The organism is Nitrosomonas marina (genome assembly GCF_900110145.1).
Taxonomy (GTDB): Bacteria; Pseudomonadota; Gammaproteobacteria; order Burkholderiales; family Nitrosomonadaceae; genus Nitrosomonas; species Nitrosomonas marina.
Genome location: NZ_FOCP01000022.1, coordinates 1 through 18,239, shown reverse-complemented (window position 1 = coordinate 18,239; position 18,239 = coordinate 1). Strand labels below are relative to the sequence as shown.

Here is an 18,239-nt window from a genome sequence, read left to right as displayed (position 1 = left end):
AGGTGGTTTAGCAAGCTATGATTTTACGCTTTTAAATTATTACAAAACCACTTTTAATGTTTAGAGTTTCAGAATTCTATAAAGGAAATAAAGGAAAAGACTAATACAAAAAAGAACAAATTAACGCAAAAAGTGCTTGACATTGTGGCACAAAAATCGTTGCCGCGCGCTAAATAGCTTTGTTTTTGAAAGGTATTTAGCGCGCGGCCTCTAGAAGAAATTTTTGAGATTTCACATCTGGAGGCCGCAATGAACGCAAGAGGATATGGCAGTATCCCCAGCGAACTGTGTTATTGGATAACATTTTTAAGTGAAGCGCTACCCCTAAGATCAGTTGGTAGCTTTATTGAGCTTTTGATTGGTGCGATGTTAACGCCAACCGGTTTCGTGACGGATGCTTATTTGATGGTGAACATGCGTAACCATTGGACGAGTTACTACAAGTGGTTACAGCAAGGGAAGTGGTCCTGGTTGGCGCTGGCAAGGCAATTTGTGCGACTGGTGCTGGCGAATGTGAAGTGTGATGTCATACATCTGGCTATTGATGATACGCTGACGCTGCGTTCGTCAAAAAAAGCGCCAGGCAGCCGGATTCACCATCAGCATGGCAACAAGGCGAACCTTGCTTCATATGTATTGGGGCAATGCTGGGTCAATTTGGCGATGATCGTTAGGCGTTCCAATGGTGAGCCGGTTGCGTTGCCGTTACTTTCCCGCTTGATGCCTGGTCGTGGCAACACTGGAAAGCTGGTTGCCGCCAATACGTTGATACGCGTCGTACAAGGCTTGCTTAGAGAATTCAGGGTGCGCGTGCTGATGGGTAGTTGGTATATGCGGCGAACTGTTATCAACGCCATGCTCAAGCGTGGTTTTAATGTGGTCGGACAAGTGAGAAAAGATACGCGTCTGTACGATGTGCCCGCACCGAGGTCGAAAGGCCAAAGAGGGCGGAGCCGGAAATATGGCGAGAAGTACACGCCTGAGCGTATTGAACATTTGGACCGCTGGATTGCAACACTGAACATCTACGGTAAAGAGCAGCAAGTACGTTTACGCAGTCAACTGGTTAAAGCGCGCTTTCTGAACGGCAAGTTGGTGCGAGCTGTCTGGTGTGAGTTTGGAAATGACAAGAAACAAAACCAATGGAAAACTGCCAGTTTGTTGTTGAGCACCGATACCAGGCTGACAGCGGAACAGGTTGTTGAAAGTTATAGCCTGCACTGGCCGATTGAACCGATGTTCAACCAACTGAAGCAGGCTTGGGGGTTGAAAGAAGCATGGCAACAAACACATCAAACGCTACATAGCTGGGTACATATCACCATGGCAGGCTATGGTTTGATGCAGCTGTTGAGTTGTTTGAACAGCCATGCTGTGGACGAACTGTGTCGCCATTCTCCCTGGCGAAAACAAAATCCCAAAACAGCCGGACAAATCCGTAAAGGATTGGCTGGCATTTTAAGGCATGTTGCCGTCAGGCAGCGGTGGAATGCGAAATGCAAAAAATTCATGCCACCAAATTGGAACAAAAATAGCGATTCTGAGTGTGAGCGGATTAAGACTACGTAACAAAAGGAAAAAACATAGGGCGACTAGCCAAAACAGGCTAAAAAATATTAGCCTGGAGGAGTAAGCTCGCTTTAAACTCTAGTTTTAATGTAACAAAGGAGCTTTATATTAATTATGTCGTTGCTCGACTTCAAATTATTGCGAGGAGTGCATATTCCGGTGAAATTGAACAACCATTCCGGCGTGTTGAACGCCAATTCCAGGAAATCTGTTTCGGGACAATTAATGATAGAAAAACAGCAAACGTAAGAATTCAATATTGAGCATTATTCGCCTTAAGCCTCATACTAAACGACTTCTGCAATCCCCGTAAACTCAAGGATGTATGCGAAGCTAACACCCGAGAGGTTTATACTTGAATTTATGGGGATGGAAGAAAAAAAATTTGAGAGACTAACAAAAATTTAGTGGAAATGTTCATTTCCAGCCGGAATAGCTGCTCACTTCGATCAAAATGCTTTTGTTCACTTTGAACCAGAATGGCTGTTCAGGCTGGACCGGAATATGCAAGGAGTGTGCCTGCTTTATAAATCACATCTTTCATATGGTGTTACTGCTGCTCCGTTAACTGACAAACGAAGAAGCCTGATTCGACCAGTATTGTTGCAATGGGGTTTCGATAACTTATTGAATAGGAACTGGGAACCAAGTCATTACATTGTGATTTATGCACTGCTACCCGCTGGTCGCAGTTTGTCATCATGGCGATGGCTTAGTTGTCCTGTCGCATCAGTTTGCGCGATATCGTTGGAAACACGAGTGCGCAAGCACACCGCCTTTATCATCTTGGTAGCGCGAAACTGACACGCTCCAATCTTGCCCGTATGTATGAAAGCAAGTCCTACAGTTTGTATGAGGCATTATTTGGAAAATTGTTCCGACAGTGCCAATATCTGACGCCCGGCCACCTGTTCGCTTCAAGAACGCTCATTATTCGCTGGACGCCTCTACGATTGATCTGTGCCTGCCTGTTTTTCCGTAGGCTGACTTTCGATCTACAAAAAGGGCTATAAAGCTGCACGTTGGCCTTAATCACAACGGTTATCTGCCTGAGTTTGCAGTGATCACGGACGGAAAAAACCAGCGATGTTGAAATCGGACGTACGTTAACATTTTCAACCGGTAGCATCGTGGCAATGGACAGAGGCTACATGGATTATGCATGGTTTAACCAGCTGACAAACAAAGACGTATATTTTGTTACCCGACTGAAATCCAATGCCTGTTATAAAGTGACTGAGCGCCACGCCATACCGAAAAACAAAGGATTAGTCAGTGATCAGACGATTATGCTTACAGGTAACGATGCCTTGAAGAAATGCCCGAAAACGTTGCGCCGTATTGTCTATTGGGATCAAGAAACCGGCGCACAATATACTTTTCTGACCAATCATTTCAAACTAGCTGCCAGAACCATCGCCGACATCTATAAAGCACGCTGGCATGTTGAGCTCTTTCTCAAATGGATCAAACAGAATCTCAAGATTAAATCGTTTGTCGGAACAAGCAAGAATGCTGTCATGACACAAATCTGAATCGCACTATGCGTCTATTTACTGATCGCATTTATCAAATTCCAGTCAAAGATTCAGATCAGTATGCAGCAGATATTACGGTTATTGCACCTCAATCTGTTCGAAAAACGTGATCTCATGAGTCTGTTGCAAGGCGACCCACCTAGCAGTCATTACGAATATGATTATCAGCCTACTCTATTTTGAAAGTTAACGAGACAGCAGCGAGACCGGATAGGTTTTAATTCAATCCGGCTTTCGCCTTACGCAATTTTTAGTTGTAATTATTTTATTAACATTGCCTGTTTCAGCTCAAAAGTCAACAGTGGCAAGCCTGGTATCAGTTCAAGCTCTGCCGAATAGGTTGATACCGAATTATCAGCATTTGAAATATTGACAAACGGAATATTCAAGATGCCGGTTTCTTGATCGAATGTAGCATTATCTCCGCGAAAACTTTCAGTCAGTTTTTCCGCCTGAATCAGTTCGAAACGCAATGGTTGGCTACCCTGTACAGCTTGCAGCTGTGCCCGATATACATCATTGCCGCCTCCCTGCATCACATCAACAGCCGGTATATCGAGTATACCGCCACTGAAACCGGCGTTGGGTACAAGTTTATATATGGCTCCGGTAGTTTCAAACGGTATGCCGGTTGCATTGCCAAGGACATAGAGTTCACCTGTTGCATCCTGACCAAAACCAAGCACCCAGAAACCGGGTGTATCGCGCAACGTCAGGTCGAGTTCAAGAATTTCAGCGCCACGAGTATAGAATATTCGGCCATCGCCATCGCCTGTCCTGGCAACATCACCGAACACATAGGACTGCCGCAGAGCGCTGATGGATTCACCACGGTAGATAAAACCACCAATAATCGCGGTGCCCTCATCATGATCGTATTGAACGACAGGATCGATCAAGTCCCCGGAAACCGGCTCACTGGTCACAAAACCAGGATCATTTCCATTGGGGTCGAAACGGAAGCTACCCTCTTTAGTGCTCCAGCCATAATTACCGCCAGCCTGAATCAGATTCACTTCTTCAATATCGTTTTGTCCGACATCCGCAAGTACCAGTAATTCGGTTACCGTATCAAATGAAAACCGGAATGGATTGCGAAAGCCGTAAGCATATATTTCGTTCAGTACGGTTTCTGATCCAGCAAATGGATTGTCAGCGGGAATGCCGTATTGACCATTTTCTGCGTTATTTCCCATTGGGTCAATCCGTAGCAAACTACCGAGCGGATTAGCCGTATTTTGCGCATTACCGTCTGCGCCATGCCCAATCATTGGGCTGCCTGCAAATTCCTGTCCATCGCGGTCATCGGCTCCGCCGCCATCGCCTAAAGCGACATAGAGCATGCCGTCAGGGCCAAAATTCAGTGCTCCAGCATTATGGTTGAATTGCGGCTGATCAACAGTCATCAAAACACGTTCCGCGGCTACTGTAGCTTGATTCTGTGTCGCATTGTCAAACTCCAAACGCCATTCACGGATAACGGAGCGGTGATTTGCTGTTGAACCTTCCGGTATGGTGGAAAAATCACTGACATCTGTTACCGGTTCCGAGGTGTAGGTATAGATCAGGCCATTTTCTGCATACTGAGGGTGAAAAGCAAAACCGAGAAAACCGCGTTCGTCAAATGTACCACTTCCAAATGCGCCTAACGTTACAAGTCGGTCGGATATGTCCAGAAAAACGGCTTTGCTGTTATCAAATAAATTGATGCGCCATAACTTGCCGTTCTGATCGCTTACATACAAGTGTTGACTGTCTCCGGGTGCAGCCACTGCCCAATTCGGCGCTGTCAGACCGTCTACAATCAGCTTAAGCCTGAGCCGATTAGCCCCTTTCTGGATCGATTCGGGAATCGGGTCTTCCAGACGCCGATCTGGGGGCGCTTGAGAAGCAACGGCAATAAGATCATCCAATACGGCATAACCCTGGCCTGATTCGTTTCGCAAAATTACTCGTGCAACCGGCTTTCCCAGTGATGCCGTGCTTGCGATAACTTCTGTCCAGTTGGAAGATGAACCTGGAAAACTGATTAGAATCTGACTGTCACTATCCAAAAGCTCGAGTATGCTGTTATTGTTACCGTTCTGTGTACGGAAAAAAACCGTGAGCTGTTCGGCAGGCGGGTTGAAATCGATGTTTCCCGTAGCGCCTGGTGGTACCATCCAGGCATTTAAACCCGTGTGATAGAGTGAGAAATTACCCACCGATTTCGCTTCGCCGCCACTGAATACCGCAGAAGCTGATTCGTCAGTGAGTGTGAAAGAACCGCTGGTGTTGTTGAATTCAAAACTGGTATTGATTTCGGTAGCCTGAGACAAGAAAGAGATGCTTAGCAAAGCGAGAAAGCATTGTATTGAAGTATAGAATTTCATTTTGAGCTCCTTCCAACAAAAAATCTCTATAAATAGCTTGTCTCGAACAAGCCACTCACTATCGTCTGTTACTGCTGTCCCGTTAACTGACAAACGAAGAAGTCTGATTCGACAGTATTGTTGCAGTAGGATTTTCGATAGCTTATTGAATAGGATTGAGGGAACCTAGCCATGATACATTGTAATACAATCCTTTCTCAAATTTTAAAATTAGCTTCGAGACATGAATTTAGGGCTCTAGCTAATAGTCATTATTCAGGCCGAGCTTTACACACTGCTACCTGCTGTCGTAGTTTGTCACCATGGCGATGGCGCAGTTATCCGGTCGCATCAGCTTACGCGATATTGTGGAAAACGTAAGTACGCAAGCACACCGTCTTTGTCATTTTGAAATGGATCAAACAGAATCTCAAAATTAAACCCAGATTTTCCATTAGCGATTTCCCAATAACGAAGAACCAATCAAATAAACAACTTTTGTCGAAATCTCCGGGAAGAAAAATTTGCAAATTTAAGCAATTCAAATTTATAGAAACAATTTTATATTCAACGAGCTTCTCTAGATAGTGTCGTCATAAGATGCTACCCCAAATAGCGATGCACCGTAATGGACAGCCGCCAGAAACGATGCAGCATTCTTTGCGTATCGTGTTGCAATGCCTGTTCTGTGCGAATTACTATATTTAAGCGACAACGGGCAAATTGAATAGTCCATGGCAGGATGATTCCCAGTGATAATTTTTTAAGGACAACAGTTTTTCGTTGGGAATGTCATTATTTGATGCTTTTTGGTTGGGAGTTTTCCTATCCAATGACGAATGCGCTCTCGTTTCATTGAAGTAATTTTGATATTGGTTTAGCTTTCTGGTTAAATCCTCAGCGTTCCAAAATAGCACATGATTCAAAAACTCCTGCCGGCAAAGTCCTATACTGCGTTCGATAAAAGGATGAGACGTGGGTGTGCCCGGAATCGATTTGATTTCTTTAATTCCTAATATTCTCAAATTTGCTTGCCAACGATGGAATTCAAATAACGGGTCGTTGTCGTTGTCCGAACTCAAATAGTTAGGCAATGTTTTTCTGGCGATTATTTTGTTAAACATATGACAAACTGCTGCACCATCAGGGTTGCCAGTGTGTATAGAAAAGCCGATAATTCTTCGACTATAAATATCGATTACAGGCATTACCCAATGTGATTTGAGCAGTATAGATTCGCAACGGAAAAAGTCTACTGACCACAAACTGTCTTTCGCATGCCCCATAAATGTCAACCAGGATGGGCCATTGTTATCCGGAATATTTTTATAATTCTGGCGTAAAATTCGAGCCACGGCGAATCGGCTGATATCTATACCGAATTCCTTAAAAATCTGCATAGCAATGCGGCCATACCCAAATCGCGGATTTCGCCGCTTCATTTCTACCACAAGATCAATCAGATCCTGTTCCGGTTCTTTACGACCCGGTTTCGTTTGTGTTTTATTGGAAAAAAGGTAACTGCTGACACCCCCCAAAAAAAATAAAAAAACACTTGACAGGTTTTTTGGGCGCTAGAATTTTGAATTTTCACCACGACAAGAAACTTCCATTGCAATCAACTTGTAAGTGGGGACAAGCCGTTTAAGTTGCAACTTTAGCTTTTTATTTGGGTGAGTCTGTTAAATCCTTGTCAGCTGGCTGACGAGGAGTCAAAAAAAGCCATGTTATGATGGTGTTATTAAGAATAATCCATTGATATTAGTGTGGCAAATCTGGATAAAGCTTCTGTTAGAGAAGAAGTTGGTCGTTTAAAGTCAGACTTTGATTGTCTTAGTGCGGAAGGAAAAATATCCGCCGAGATTCGAGCGCTCATGAATAGCCTGTTCATGATTATCGAGCTGATATTGGCTATTTTTCTTGAACGCAGCACCAAGAAAGACAGCAAAAATTCCAGCAAACCATCTTCTCAGACAGACAAGGATGATTCGGCTTTAAGCCGCCCTGGAAGTAACGGCAAGGGCAAAAATGAGAATAAGGGCCAGGCCAGAAACACCCGTGTTAAAGAAACTGTTGCGATTTCTCAAGTAGTCACCTGCGATGTCTGTGCAGAAGATCTAAGCAATGTTGCTTGCGTTGATCACGAAAGGCGCGCCAGGATCGACATTGTATTCGAGAAAGTTGTTGATCATGTGGATGCTGAGGTCAAACATTGCCCGTCCTGTAATGCAACCGTGAAAGGTTCATTTCCATCGGATAGGCATGGTCCTTTGCAGTATGGTGATGGCTTAAAGGCTTTTGTGATAAATCTGTTGGTGGGCCAGGTGGTTGCCCTGAACCGGGTACAGAAGCTGATAAAATCAATGATCGGCGTGGTGATTGCTGAAGCCAGTTTGCTGAAGTTTGTACTGCGCCTTCACCAGGCATTAGCAACTTGGGAGTGTCAAGCCACAGCATCAATGCTCAACACACCAGCAATTAACGTGGACGAAACGTCTTTCCGGGTTGATCGCAAAAACCACTGGATTCATGTTTATTCTTCAGGTGACGTTACTCTCAAGTTTTTGCACCGCAAGCGAGGTAAAGCCGCCATTGACGAAATCAATATCATTCCGCGTTATGGCGGCGCTATCATTCATGATTGCTGGTCATCATACTTGTCGTACCATGATTGCAACCATGGCTTGTGTGGTTCGCATTTGTTACGCGAATTGACCTTCATTATTGATACGAATGGTTATGCCTGGGCGCGCAATATGAAACGCCTGCTACAGCAAACTTGCAAGACAGTCTCTAAAAGCACGGAAAAATGTTTAGGCGATAAAGAATTAGCTAATCTGCAAAAACGCTATCGGAATATTTTAACGCGCGGCGCAAAAGAACTACCGGACATTCCGCCCAAGCCCAGCGGCAAACGCGGTAAACTGGCCAAATCTGATGCACATAACCTTTGGGAAAGACTCAGAGATTATGAAACGGCAGTATTGCTGTTCGCCAAAGACCCACATGTATCGTTTACCAATAACAGGGCTGAACGGGATCTGAGGATGTCAAAGGTCAAACAAAAAGTATCAGGTTGTTTCAGAACCACCGAATATGCACATGCCTATTGCCGGATTTCAGCTACCTGCAATCCATGGCCAATAGAGGATATAACCCGCTTATCGCTATTCAAATCGCACTAGCGGGTGAGGCTCACAAAGTATGGGGAGAGTAGTTACGAAAAAAGTTTTCTGTATTTTCGTTTCACCAATGCCTGGTGAAACTTCAAAAGTGTAGCGGGTTTTAAAGTGATCGCTATTTTCTGAAGCCGTTTTTTGCTGATAAAAAATGTCAGATAACCAAACAAGACACGATCAAAAGAGGTTAATCGAGGTGCACGCGATCGTTGACGTGTTAATGTGATCAGTTGCTGTTTCAGTAATAGGTTTTCTGCCATCACAGCTTTTATTCCGCCAGGCCTAATGAGTCTGGCAAGCGTTACAAAGAAATGAATCATTAATTGCATCTTTTCGATCATGCAACTTATCTCACACTCTTATGGCTAGATAACAAGTGTTACAGCGTAATGTCTGTACTTACAGTATCTGCACGTTTTACTTTTGGCAATCCCGCTTTTCGTGCATTCCATAGATCATAAGCTGCTTGCTGTGCCATCCATAAGTCTGCACTTCCTCCATTCTCAACGCCCAACCATCCTTCGATTCGTAGCGCCATTTCAGGAGAGATTGCGGCGCGTTCATTTAATACCTTTGATAAGGTAGGGCGGGCGACATTTAATTGTTCGGCGGCTTTTGTGACAGATAAACCTAATGCGGGCAAAATATCTTCCCGAAGTGTTGCACCAGGGTGGGGTGGGTTATGCATCTTGCTCATGTTGGGTCCCTCTTAGTGGTAATCCTGATAATCAACTAATACTGCGTCTTCGTCTTCAAAGGTAAAAGTTATTCTCCAATTGCCATTTACTGTTATTGAATAATGACCGGCAAGTTCCCCGGTTAAGACATGCAGTTTCCAACCAGGAACATTCATGTCATTCGCATTTCTAGCGCTATCAAGCCTTATCAATTGCCTTGCTAGGCGTGGTGCATGATGTGGTTGTATACTTGATTTACTACCTGTTTCAAAAAAGTCTCTAAGTCCTTTATGCTTGAAGGTCTTAATCATCGACAAATTGTATCCTGTAACGCTACGGAGATCAATTATTATTTAACGGAGTATAGCCTTCATTCTTGTGGCTTAAATTCAATCTTTGCTTGTTCCTGTACAGATGGTGAATTTAGGAAATTTGAAGGGGAAATAGGTTTATAGCTTCTTATTATTGTTCCCATGGATTGATGATGGGTACCCCAGCGGCTACAAAGGGCGCGACGGCACGTGTTGCTACAGTAAATCCATGAACGCAAGCGATTGCTGCGATCTGTCCATCTGCTACAGAGAGTGATTGGCCACTAAGTTTGGCACGACCGATCAAAGGTGCGTATGCTATAGCGGCTTGCTGATCGAATGGCAGGACACGTGGACCAAAAAGCTTTATTATTAGCTCTTTCAATGCAATACTCAATTCCTGTTTACGTTTGCCATCCGGCAAGATTTCAATTCCGACCAGCAGTTCGGAGAAACTCGTTGCTGTCAGATAAAGTGTTTCAGCCAACTGTCGATCAAGCCAAGCAGTTACTACCGGATTGCTGTTCGGTTTCATTGGTTCAGAAATGACATTTGTATCCAGGATGATCATTCGAACACAGCAGGCTCTGTCGGCGTTTCGTCACGGGTAACGTCGAGATTAATTCCTTCAAGTTGCTGCCCAAAGGCCACAAGTTCTGAACCAATTTTGACTCGCTCTTCAGGACGCACAGCTTCTTCCAGGATTTTCCGGATCTCAGCTTCTGTGCTGCGTCCATGTTGAGCTGCTCGTAGCTTGAGGGCACGATGTACTTCTTCAGGTAAATTTCGAACTGTAACAACAGACATTTGATATCAATCCTCTCTTTTTGAATTCAATGATAGCATAAAAGTGAAAGTGATATCACTCCTTTCATGTTATGAACAAAATGTACTTTTTAGGAAGCTGTTCTGTACGAATTATTTTGAGGGCGGCTAGTTGATACTTGTCGTGTAAAGCAACTGCATTTATTGCTTAAATCTAAGAAATCCATACAACATTCATGCTTTAAATTTTTTTATGGCAGCATCAACACTATCGCTTGAATGGAATCGCGCATATTTCCTGAAGCAATAAATAGGCGTTCCTGAATATTTTTTGTTTGCCAATCGTAAATTTCCAGATAGTGATCAATAGCCTGTCGTGTTCGAATTACTCTTTTTAAGTGACGACTGGCAAATTAAACAGATCACGACACCTGGTTATGTTTTTTCCTTTCCAACCCAGTACTCTGGTTTTCTATGTTGGTGCGCAACGGCAATAATAATGATGTGATCTTTTTCAATAGAGTAAAGTAGTTTATACGGAAACTTGTGAAGAAGGCATTTCCGGATATCGCCTCGTTCTACAGACCACGCCTCTGGATATTCTGAAATCCTTTTTGCGGCCAATTTAATCTCTTCTCGAAACTGTTCTCCAAGTCCTTGAAATTCAATTTCGTAGTATTGGCTTGCATCATCAAGTTCTTGTTTTGCAAGTTCTGAAAATAAAACTCGCATTATTCTTTCTTGAATACTTCCTCGACAGGTATACCTTCAAGGGTGCCTGCTCGATAGGCTTTGAGTCGCTTTTCTGCCTCGTCTGCCCATATTGTGTCTAGTGAGCTATCAGGTTCATCCAAGCTCTTTATGATCCCTTCGAGCACCAGAAACCTCTCGTTTGGTTTAAGCCTTAATGCTTGTTCCAGTATATCTTTGCTACTCACCAGGTTCACCTCTCATTTGTTAGAAACACATCGCTGGCAGCGCTAGCGGCCAGTATTATTATAAGGATACTCCATTTTTGTGGTTGTATTTCCAAAATATAAACAATTTCAACCCAATAAACATTTAATAGACGAATTGTAGTAAAACTTCAGGTTTCTTTTCTTGCCTTCATTTTAGGCAACAATCAAAACATTTTGTTCATCAATATTTACCCAGGTTACTGGCAGCTTTATCCATAGAAATGTGTATAAAAATCAAAATTCCCCGTGGCATTAGACGCAACAAAGCTATACTAGTGTTTAATTGCAAAAATAATAAATGTTATTTTCCAGATCAACCACTTGTTTTGTAATGAAATATTCTTCAAAAAGTATATATCGAATTAACGCAATTAAACACTAGGTACCAGATTTGTCCTGACTGGCGGGTCAAAGAGGGCGCAAAATAGATTGTGTCAAATTTGTGCCAAAGTGAGACTGAAATATAGCCATTTGAGGCTGTTTGACACTGTTTTTATGCTTGGCAAGCGTTGTAAGTCATTGATTATATTAAATGTGAATTTGCTCTTTGCTTCTCATAATCCCTTGGTCGTTGGTTCGAGTCCAACCAGACCCACCAATTCATAGTTGCCTTGCCCCAACCCTTCCAAAAGGGCGAATGGCAGGGCATATTGAGCGGTTCTAAACCCCTCTTTTCGGCAATAGTGCAATCGGTCACTGAAAGCCAGCCTCAGGACGGTTCTTTTATATTCTAATCTGTCCGAAGCCCAGAGTTTATGCGGGTTCGACAAGAATGAGAACGCGGTTCTAAACGTTTCATCAAAATCCGGCAATACTGTGCCGCATGTCCTGATTTTTTCATTCAGTTCCGCTTTACGGTTTTCCAGTTCCCGGATACGGTTTTCATAGGTGACGATGATGCTGGGACTGTCTGTTTCGACGATTCGATCCAGAAGCTTGGCAATAGAACGTTCCACCTTCTGCGCTTCCTGACCGATAAATGACGCTTCCTGTTTGCGTTTGCTCAGCCGGTCGTTCCACAAATCCCGGAACATATCCAGCGCCATGTAAAACAGATTCTGCGAAGGGCGCAGATCGCGTAGCAGGTTCTCAAATTCCTCCTCGATCTTTTCCTTGCGTACAGACTTGCCGTATTCCGCGCACTCTCTGGTCTGGCATAGATAATACGCATACCGTTTGTTACGCCCCGTTGACCAGCACGATGTCATGGCCTCATTGCAGCTCGCGCAGGTGACAAATCCCCGTAACGGAAAATCCTGATTCAGGTCTTTACGTGCCGGTGCTTTGGCTTTTCCTTTCAGACGTTCCTGAATTTGTTGCCAGGTTTCAAAACTGATCAGCGGCTCATGTTTGCCGGGCTGAAAGTGAATGCCCCAGCCAGGCAGGTCGATATAACCTGTATACAGAATCTGGTTAAGCAGATTATAGACGCGTTGGTAGTGAACGCGTCCGTCCCGTCCTTTTGGAAATGCTTCCTGAGAGTCCAGATATTGCTTAACCTCTGATTGCGTTTCAAAACGCCCGGAGGCAAAACCTTCCAGCGCGGTTTGAACGATAGTGGCTATCGGTTCGTTACGCACCAGCATCTTGCCGTGTCCGGGCACTTTCTCGTAGCGGTAGCCGACAGCCGGATAGGATGTCCAGTAACCGTTAAGCACACGCGCTCGCATCCGGTTCTTGACCTGTTCACCGTTTTTCTGGCGCTGGTGCTGCGAGACGCTGGCCAGCAGGTTCTCGACCAGTTGGCTGTCAGAATCCTCGCCGAACTCAATCGACGGGCTTTCCAGCTTGCCGCCCGCACCGCTGATCGCGGTGCGAAGCTGGATATGGGCTTCCAGTCCGCGTGCCAGGCGGCTGATATCGTCGATAATGACGACATAGGCTTGATTGCGGTTTTGTTTAAGAAATGCCAGCAGCGCCTTGATGCCGGGCCGGTCGATCAGGCCGCCCGATACGCCTTCGTCCTGAAAGACCTGCGCTATATCGTAACCTTTGTGCCGGGCGTATTCCCGGCAGCGTGTCTCCTGCGAATTCAGGCCGTGCCCTTCGCGCACCTGCTTGGCGCTGGATACGCGGCAATAAATCACGGCGTTTTGTTTGGCGTTGTCAGTCATGGTCTTCACCGTCTCCCACCGCATGCTCTGCGGTGTTTCTGAAATGGCCGATCAATACGGTTGGTTTATTTGAATCTATCTTGTTACAACCTTTCTGTAAACTGTTATGCGAAACAGGTTGGCGGGATTGCTGTTCAAACTCTTCTTCGAACGCCTGGTCAACCGACGATTCCATGATACCCCAGACCGTTCGCATCAATTCTTCCTTTTGCGCTTTGCTCATATCGAGCTTTTCGACATGGTGTTTGTATTTCTCAATATCCAATAGCATGACAAACGCGATTCACATGTTCCGGCGAAGCGGAGCATGAGCCTCAAGAGTTGATAACGAACGGGATTATGAAAGCCGCCTGCTATGCAGGCGGGAAACTGCAAGGCCGCGATCAATGCAATTGATGCGGCCTGTAGATACAGATCGGGCGATTTGATGATTTAGAGATAGCGTTTATCACGCCAGGAGTCAAGGAATATATTCCTGTTTTTGGTTCCGTTCATTGTTTCCCGGCATCGGGATGCGCGTTCACTACCATGCCAGACGGTTTTTCCCTGTTTCATTATTAAAGGAGATTCGTTTATGGCAACAAAACCAAAACCTAAAAGTAAAGGTAAAACGCAATCGCTGGCACTAGAGCTGGTAAAGAGCGACAAGGCGGACATAGTTAAAAAACCGGAGACGGCGGTATCGTCCTCATCCAATTTTTTACGCAGACTGGTTCACCACCCCGATTCAGAAATCGCCAATGCGGTAATCGTCCAGCAGGCCACATATGAGGCCGACCAGCAATCCGGCGCCGAGCTGACGAAATTGCGGCTGGATATCGAGGATATCGACGCCGCCTTCAAAATTTCACTCAAATTGCTGAACGATCTTGAGGCCAAGAAGGCCAACACGCCCCGCTATATCAAAAGCGGTAATTTTCAGATCGGCAGCAAAAAAGACGCAACCGACATTCACTGGAACGACTGGCGGCGCAAGGATCAGGTGCTGTTTTGCTTTCTGCTGACCTGCCTGGTCGTTGCTGCGGGACTGGGCATGGGCAACGTCTATGCCAATCTGGTCGCATCGGGCAATGCCGTGTTCATTGAGAAACCGTGGCTGGCGCTGATGATCTCGGCACTCATGCCCATCGCCTCGACATCGATCAAATTCGTAACCAATTTCATGACCTATGACAGCTCACGCAGGACTTACGCCAAATGCATCTACGCGGCAACCGGGATCGCGTTTCTGTTCTGGTGCACGCTATTCGGTGTGATCCATACCGGCGTGGCAGGGACGATTGACTGGGAGTCGTTCGGTGAAAGCAAGGATTACGGTTCCATTTTCATCTGGTCGCAATTGCTGGTCGAGATGCTGGCCGCAAGTGCTTTGTTTCTGGCACTTGAAGATATCTATATGCGCTATTCGCCGGATATGTATGTCGAAAATCCCGAATATATCGAGATCGAAAAAGCGTTAAAGGAGCAACGCGCCGCGCACGAAGCCTTACGTGAGAAACGCGGCAAGCTGCATGGCCGTCTGGTCGAGCTGGAAGCGCAGCGCGATGCCTTCATCAACGAGCGGATCGTGGAATATATCAGCCTGCGGGCGCGTCATATTGCCACCATGAATTCCCACCATTGAGCAAACTCATCAAAGGAATTGATATGAAAACCAAAACACTGTTACTTTGTATCGTACTTTTTACCTGGCTGACAGCGGCGCAAGCCGCTACGGCCCGCGACCTGATCGTAGCGCTCTCACCGTATCATGCGCCGGATGACGCGCGGCGGCATTCCGTTGCGTTATTGAAGCAACTCACGGAGCTGAATCAGGGCAGCCGGGTAACACTGATCGATGGTTACAACCTCTCGATCATCGGCGAATTTAATATCCCGGACAATTCGGCCTATAACAATCCCAAAGCGCGTCTGGGCGTAAACCGCGAAGCGGTCGCTGCGCTGAAACGCTTTGCAGATCGTTCTGTAACGCCCGGAAGCGCCGGTCATCCGTCCGTGCCGGGCGCGGTGCGCCTGCCGCAACTGCTGCGCTATGTAGCTAATAATTTTAACCATAGCGGCAGGCTGGATGTGATCGTACTGGGTTCGCCGTTTTACGACGATCCGCGCGAGGCGGCTTTTTCCATGGCGAACGGACGGTTTCCATCGGACGGGCATTTATTTGCTTCCCAAGGCAAAACGCCGTTCGGCGCAGCCGGTCAATCCGGCCTGCTTAAAAATGCCGTTGTCCATATGGGCTACGGCAGCGACCGGATCATGCAGGGCGAGCGGCACGGCTATTTCGTCAAACGCTTCTGGGCGCTTTATGTTGAAGCGCTTGGCGGCAAGCTGGGCGGTTTTGTTGCGGACGTGCCGACATTGTTCCGGGGCGTTAAAGGAAATGCCCCGCCGCCTGCGCACGATTTCAAACCGGTGCGCTCCGGCAAGCTTGAAATGATTATCCTCAGCCCGGTGGAAAACCGGCAATCGATCTTCGATCGGCCTGTCAGCGAAACCGCATTGCCACAGGCGCAAGTGGTTCGCGCGGAGCGCGTGCAGATCGGTATTTCCTGGCAATGCGCTTTGTGTGATCTGGATGTCTATGCCCGTCCCTTGCCGGATGCGCCGGTCTTGTATTTCGGACGCACGGTCACGGCGCACGGGCGCTACTGGAAAGATTACCGCAACTCGCCGCAACCGACCAACGGGTATGAAACGATAGGTTTCGACGTACCGCTGGATTTACGCACGCTGGTGATCGCTATTAATTTTTACGAAGGCGAAGCCGCGCAAGGGCTTTCCGGCGAAATCCGCGTCTCTGTCAATGAACACACCTATGCCGCGCCGTTCCACATTGCCGCGACACGCGGCAACCGGGGGCAGGATATTCTGGCTTTCTTCGAAACCGGCAAAACCTTTGGCGATCATTCCGTGCTGATTGATCCGCTTACCATCGTCATGGCGAAGTAACAAGGTGCAACAACAATCAGGGCAGACCAATCCGCTTGGTTTGCTCATCCTGGGCTGCCTGTATACATGGGGAGCCTGGGAAACCCAACACTGGCTGGGGAGTGATCTCTTCATCGTTCCCATCTTTCTGGCGCTGTGCGCCGTCTTCGCTTTTATCCGGGCCGTACTCTACACGCTGATCCTCATTCCGAAGCTGATCTTTCGCAAACGCGCGATGAAGCCTACGGATCGCACCGGAAGCGCGGCCTGGGCGAGTGCACGCGATATTAAAAAGGTGGGGCTGTATAGTAAACGCGGCGGGTTCCTCGCCGGACTCCATGAAAGCAAGCCGGTCTTCGTCGATATCGAGTCCTCCGGTCTGGTTTTAAGCCCTGCCGGGGGCGGCAAGACGGTAACATTTGTGATACCGGCGCTGTGTCACAATGCCATAAGCATGTTCGTGCCCGACCTGAAAGGCACGCTGGCCTGCATGACGGCGCAGCTTCGCCGCAAGCGCTACAAGCATGAAACGCTGTGCGTCAATCCCGGTGGCCTGTATTCCGATATTCTGGGCATCGGGGCACGCTACAATCCGCTGCAAATCCTGATCGACGACTGGGCCGATCCGGCGCTACACGCACAGCTCATGTCCGATGCGCAAAGCATCGCCAAACAATTGTGCCAGGACCCGGCCCAGCAGGGCGAAAACCAGTATTTCCGCAACGGTTCGCGGAAATTTCTGGTCTTCGCATTTGTCTATCTGGTGACGATGGAAGGCGATCCCACATTATCCGCCGCCCTGTGTCTGCTCAGTGACAAGAGCGCACTTCAGAAAGCGTTGCAGGATGCGCAGTATTCTGTGCATTTGAACGGCGATCTGGCGCGGCTTGCCAAGGATTTACTGGCCAAGTTCGACAGCGGCGACCAGAAACAGATCGAGTCTTTCCGTGAAGGCGCAGTGCAGTCTTTGGAAGTGTTCTCGCCCAGCGGCAGGCTGGCCGAATGCACATCGACCTGCGATTTCCGCTTTGCCGATCTCAAAAAGAAGAAAATGACCGTTTATCTTTTGGCCGATCCGACGCGCATGGCCGTTTACGCGCCGTGGCTGGGATTGATGTCCTGGTGTGCGCTCACCGAGCTGATCCGGTTTCAGAACGGCCAGTCCGTGTGTTTTTTGTGCGATGAAATTACCAATTTCAAGGTCGAAGGCCTACCGTCCTTGCTCACGCTCGCGCGTGAGTTCAAGATCAGGCTCTGGCTGATCGTGCAGGAGCTGGAACAGTGGGCGCATGTCTACGGGCGTGAAAGTCTGGAGACGCTGCTGTCCCAAACGGAAGTGAAGATTATCATGGGCGCTCGTTCGTACAAGACCTGCCAGTTGATCTCCGACATGCTTGGCGAATCCACGATCAAGGCGCTTTCTCACAATATCGGGCAGAGCATGTTCGATACGCCGACACGCTCGCTACAGGACGCCCCGCGCCGCCTGATGACGGCTGATGAAGTACGCCGTACCGATGATACCATCCTGTTTGTGCGCAATCACCGGCCCATCCGCCTGTCCAAAATCGGTTACCACGAAATCAAACCCTGGTCGAAATGGGTCGGCGTCAATCCGCTGTTCGGTAAAGTGTTTAAGGGGAAAACAAGGTTGCGGCTCTAAACGTAGCAAACGCATTTCATACCGGCATAATCGGCTGTAATATGGATAAAAATTGAGGTTTGCCGATTATGTATGATCCTGAATCCCTATGTAAGCGTCCGGCGCGACCATCTATAATTTTTCTTGTTTTAATGCTTCGATAAATTCCGGCGTTAACGGCAACAACTCATCAATACGGCTATTAG

At 46.9% G+C, this 18,239-nt stretch carries 17 protein-coding genes and 3 pseudogenes; 9 read left to right on the top strand and 11 right to left on the bottom strand.

Annotated features, from left to right (window positions below; genetic code table 11):
• The first annotated feature begins 249 nt into the window (after window positions 1–249).
• The 3 genes and pseudogenes from BMX44_RS13155 to BMX44_RS13150 all read left to right on the top strand — a co-directional run.
• Window positions 250–1,569 carry an IS701 family transposase gene (locus tag BMX44_RS13155; protein ID WP_090633838.1) on the top strand — a complete coding sequence of 440 codons (1,320 nt, stop codon included), beginning with the start codon at window positions 250–252 and terminating at the stop codon, window positions 1,567–1,569.
• Between the two features lie 716 nt (window positions 1,570–2,285).
• Window positions 2,286–2,582 carry a DUF4372 domain-containing protein gene (locus tag BMX44_RS16625; RefSeq protein WP_143056954.1) on the top strand — a complete coding sequence of 99 codons (297 nt, stop codon included), beginning with the start codon at window positions 2,286–2,288 and terminating at the stop codon, window positions 2,580–2,582.
• A gap of 69 nt (window positions 2,583–2,651) precedes the next feature.
• A pseudogene (locus BMX44_RS13150) lies at window positions 2,652–3,104 on the top strand (IS4 family transposase); the annotation flags it as partial.
• A 263-nt stretch (window positions 3,105–3,367) separates the two neighbouring features.
• Here the strand turns inward: BMX44_RS13150 and BMX44_RS13145 are convergent.
• Window positions 3,368–5,479 carry a PQQ-dependent sugar dehydrogenase gene (locus BMX44_RS13145; protein WP_245738935.1) on the bottom strand — a complete coding sequence of 704 codons (2,112 nt, stop codon included), beginning with the start codon at window positions 5,477–5,479 and terminating at the stop codon, window positions 3,368–3,370.
• Between the two features lie 171 nt (window positions 5,480–5,650).
• On the opposite strand from BMX44_RS13145, the pseudogene BMX44_RS17620 reads away from it, so the two are divergent.
• Both BMX44_RS17620 and BMX44_RS17560 read left to right on the top strand, forming a co-directional pair.
• Window positions 5,651–5,758: pseudogene (locus BMX44_RS17620) on the top strand (DUF4372 domain-containing protein); the annotation flags it as partial.
• Between the two features lie 23 nt (window positions 5,759–5,781).
• Entirely contained in the window at window positions 5,782–5,898 is a 117-nt protein-coding gene (locus BMX44_RS17560) for a DUF4372 domain-containing protein (protein WP_090633834.1), read from the top strand.
• A 153-nt stretch (window positions 5,899–6,051) separates the two neighbouring features.
• Here BMX44_RS17560 and BMX44_RS17555 read toward each other — a convergent pair.
• Window positions 6,052–6,140: pseudogene (locus BMX44_RS17555) on the bottom strand (IS5/IS1182 family transposase); the annotation flags it as partial.
• A gap of 22 nt (window positions 6,141–6,162) precedes the next feature.
• Complete coding sequence (locus BMX44_RS13135) at window positions 6,163–6,996, bottom strand: integrase core domain-containing protein (protein ID WP_090633832.1); 834 nt, start codon at window positions 6,994–6,996, stop codon at window positions 6,163–6,165.
• A 228-nt stretch (window positions 6,997–7,224) separates the two neighbouring features.
• On the opposite strand from BMX44_RS13135, the gene tnpC reads away from it, so the two are divergent.
• Complete coding sequence (gene tnpC / locus BMX44_RS13130; protein WP_143056952.1) at window positions 7,225–8,643, top strand: IS66 family transposase; 1,419 nt, start codon at window positions 7,225–7,227, stop codon at window positions 8,641–8,643.
• Between the two features lie 373 nt (window positions 8,644–9,016).
• On the opposite strand, the gene BMX44_RS13120 is transcribed toward tnpC, so the two are convergent.
• The 8 genes from BMX44_RS13120 to BMX44_RS13085 form a co-directional block, all read right to left on the bottom strand.
• Complete coding sequence (locus BMX44_RS13120) at window positions 9,017–9,334, bottom strand: HigA family addiction module antitoxin (protein ID WP_090633826.1); 318 nt, start codon at window positions 9,332–9,334, stop codon at window positions 9,017–9,019.
• 12 nt (window positions 9,335–9,346) lie between these two features.
• Window positions 9,347–9,625: a type II toxin-antitoxin system RelE/ParE family toxin gene (locus BMX44_RS13115; protein WP_090633824.1), complete on the bottom strand. Its 279-nt coding sequence runs from the start codon at window positions 9,623–9,625 to the stop codon at window positions 9,347–9,349.
• 151 nt (window positions 9,626–9,776) lie between these two features.
• Window positions 9,777–10,196, bottom strand: coding sequence for a type II toxin-antitoxin system VapC family toxin (locus BMX44_RS13110; RefSeq protein WP_090633821.1), 420 nt, complete (start codon window positions 10,194–10,196; stop codon window positions 9,777–9,779).
• Window positions 10,193–10,432 (bottom strand): FitA-like ribbon-helix-helix domain-containing protein, encoded by a 240-nt coding sequence (locus tag BMX44_RS13105; protein ID WP_090633819.1) that lies wholly within the window; start codon window positions 10,430–10,432, stop codon window positions 10,193–10,195. The genes BMX44_RS13110 and BMX44_RS13105 overlap by 4 nt, the downstream gene beginning before the upstream one ends.
• Window positions 10,433–10,825: 393 nt before the next feature.
• Window positions 10,826–11,122: a type II toxin-antitoxin system RelE/ParE family toxin gene (locus BMX44_RS13100; RefSeq protein WP_090633817.1), complete on the bottom strand. Its 297-nt coding sequence runs from the start codon at window positions 11,120–11,122 to the stop codon at window positions 10,826–10,828.
• A complete protein-coding gene (locus BMX44_RS13095; protein WP_090633912.1) occupies window positions 11,122–11,328 on the bottom strand; it encodes an addiction module protein in 207 nt (68 codons plus the stop codon). The genes BMX44_RS13100 and BMX44_RS13095 overlap by 1 nt, the downstream gene beginning before the upstream one ends.
• A 575-nt stretch (window positions 11,329–11,903) precedes the next feature.
• Entirely contained in the window at window positions 11,904–13,463 is a 1,560-nt protein-coding gene (locus BMX44_RS13090) for a recombinase family protein (protein ID WP_090633815.1), read from the bottom strand.
• On the bottom strand, window positions 13,456–13,734 hold the full coding sequence (locus tag BMX44_RS13085; RefSeq protein WP_090633813.1) for a hypothetical protein: 279 nt from the start codon (window positions 13,732–13,734) through the stop codon (window positions 13,456–13,458). Before BMX44_RS13085 ends, BMX44_RS13090 begins: the two co-directional genes overlap by 8 nt.
• Before the next feature lie 303 nt (window positions 13,735–14,037).
• Between BMX44_RS13085 and BMX44_RS13080 the strand changes: the two genes are divergently transcribed.
• From BMX44_RS13080 to BMX44_RS13070, 3 genes are read left to right on the top strand one after another with little or no spacing between them, the layout of a single operon-like run.
• On the top strand, window positions 14,038–15,087 hold the full coding sequence (locus BMX44_RS13080; RefSeq protein WP_090633811.1) for a hypothetical protein: 1,050 nt from the start codon (window positions 14,038–14,040) through the stop codon (window positions 15,085–15,087).
• A gap of 23 nt (window positions 15,088–15,110) precedes the next feature.
• On the top strand, window positions 15,111–16,412 hold the full coding sequence (locus BMX44_RS13075) for a hypothetical protein (RefSeq protein WP_143056951.1): 1,302 nt from the start codon (window positions 15,111–15,113) through the stop codon (window positions 16,410–16,412).
• 4 nt (window positions 16,413–16,416) lie between these two features.
• Window positions 16,417–18,054 (top strand): type IV secretory system conjugative DNA transfer family protein, encoded by a 1,638-nt coding sequence (locus tag BMX44_RS13070; protein WP_090633807.1) that lies wholly within the window; start codon window positions 16,417–16,419, stop codon window positions 18,052–18,054.
• Window positions 18,055–18,239: the final 185 nt, after the last annotated feature.

Coding starts and splice junctions, on each gene's coding strand:
- BMX44_RS13085 (WP_090633813.1), bottom strand. CDS start 13,734: ATGCTATTGGATATTGAGAAATACAAACACCATGTCGAAAAGCTCGAT.
- BMX44_RS13090 (WP_090633815.1), bottom strand. CDS start 13,463: ATGACTGACAACGCCAAACAAAACGCCGTGATTTATTGCCGCGTATCC.
- BMX44_RS13105 (WP_090633819.1), bottom strand. CDS start 10,432: ATGTCTGTTGTTACAGTTCGAAATTTACCTGAAGAAGTACATCGTGCC.
- BMX44_RS17560 (WP_090633834.1), top strand. CDS start 5,782: ATGGCGATGGCGCAGTTATCCGGTCGCATCAGCTTACGCGATATTGTG.
- BMX44_RS13110 (WP_090633821.1), bottom strand. CDS start 10,196: ATGATCATCCTGGATACAAATGTCATTTCTGAACCAATGAAACCGAAC.
- BMX44_RS13075 (WP_143056951.1), top strand. CDS start 15,111: ATGAAAACCAAAACACTGTTACTTTGTATCGTACTTTTTACCTGGCTG.
- BMX44_RS13145 (WP_245738935.1), bottom strand. CDS start 5,479: ATGAAATTCTATACTTCAATACAATGCTTTCTCGCTTTGCTAAGCATC.
- BMX44_RS13120 (WP_090633826.1), bottom strand. CDS start 9,334: ATGAGCAAGATGCATAACCCACCCCACCCTGGTGCAACACTTCGGGAA.
- BMX44_RS13155 (WP_090633838.1), top strand. CDS start 250: ATGAACGCAAGAGGATATGGCAGTATCCCCAGCGAACTGTGTTATTGG.
- BMX44_RS13115 (WP_090633824.1), bottom strand. CDS start 9,625: ATGATTAAGACCTTCAAGCATAAAGGACTTAGAGACTTTTTTGAAACA.
- BMX44_RS13100 (WP_090633817.1), bottom strand. CDS start 11,122: ATGCGAGTTTTATTTTCAGAACTTGCAAAACAAGAACTTGATGATGCA.
- BMX44_RS13080 (WP_090633811.1), top strand. CDS start 14,038: ATGGCAACAAAACCAAAACCTAAAAGTAAAGGTAAAACGCAATCGCTG.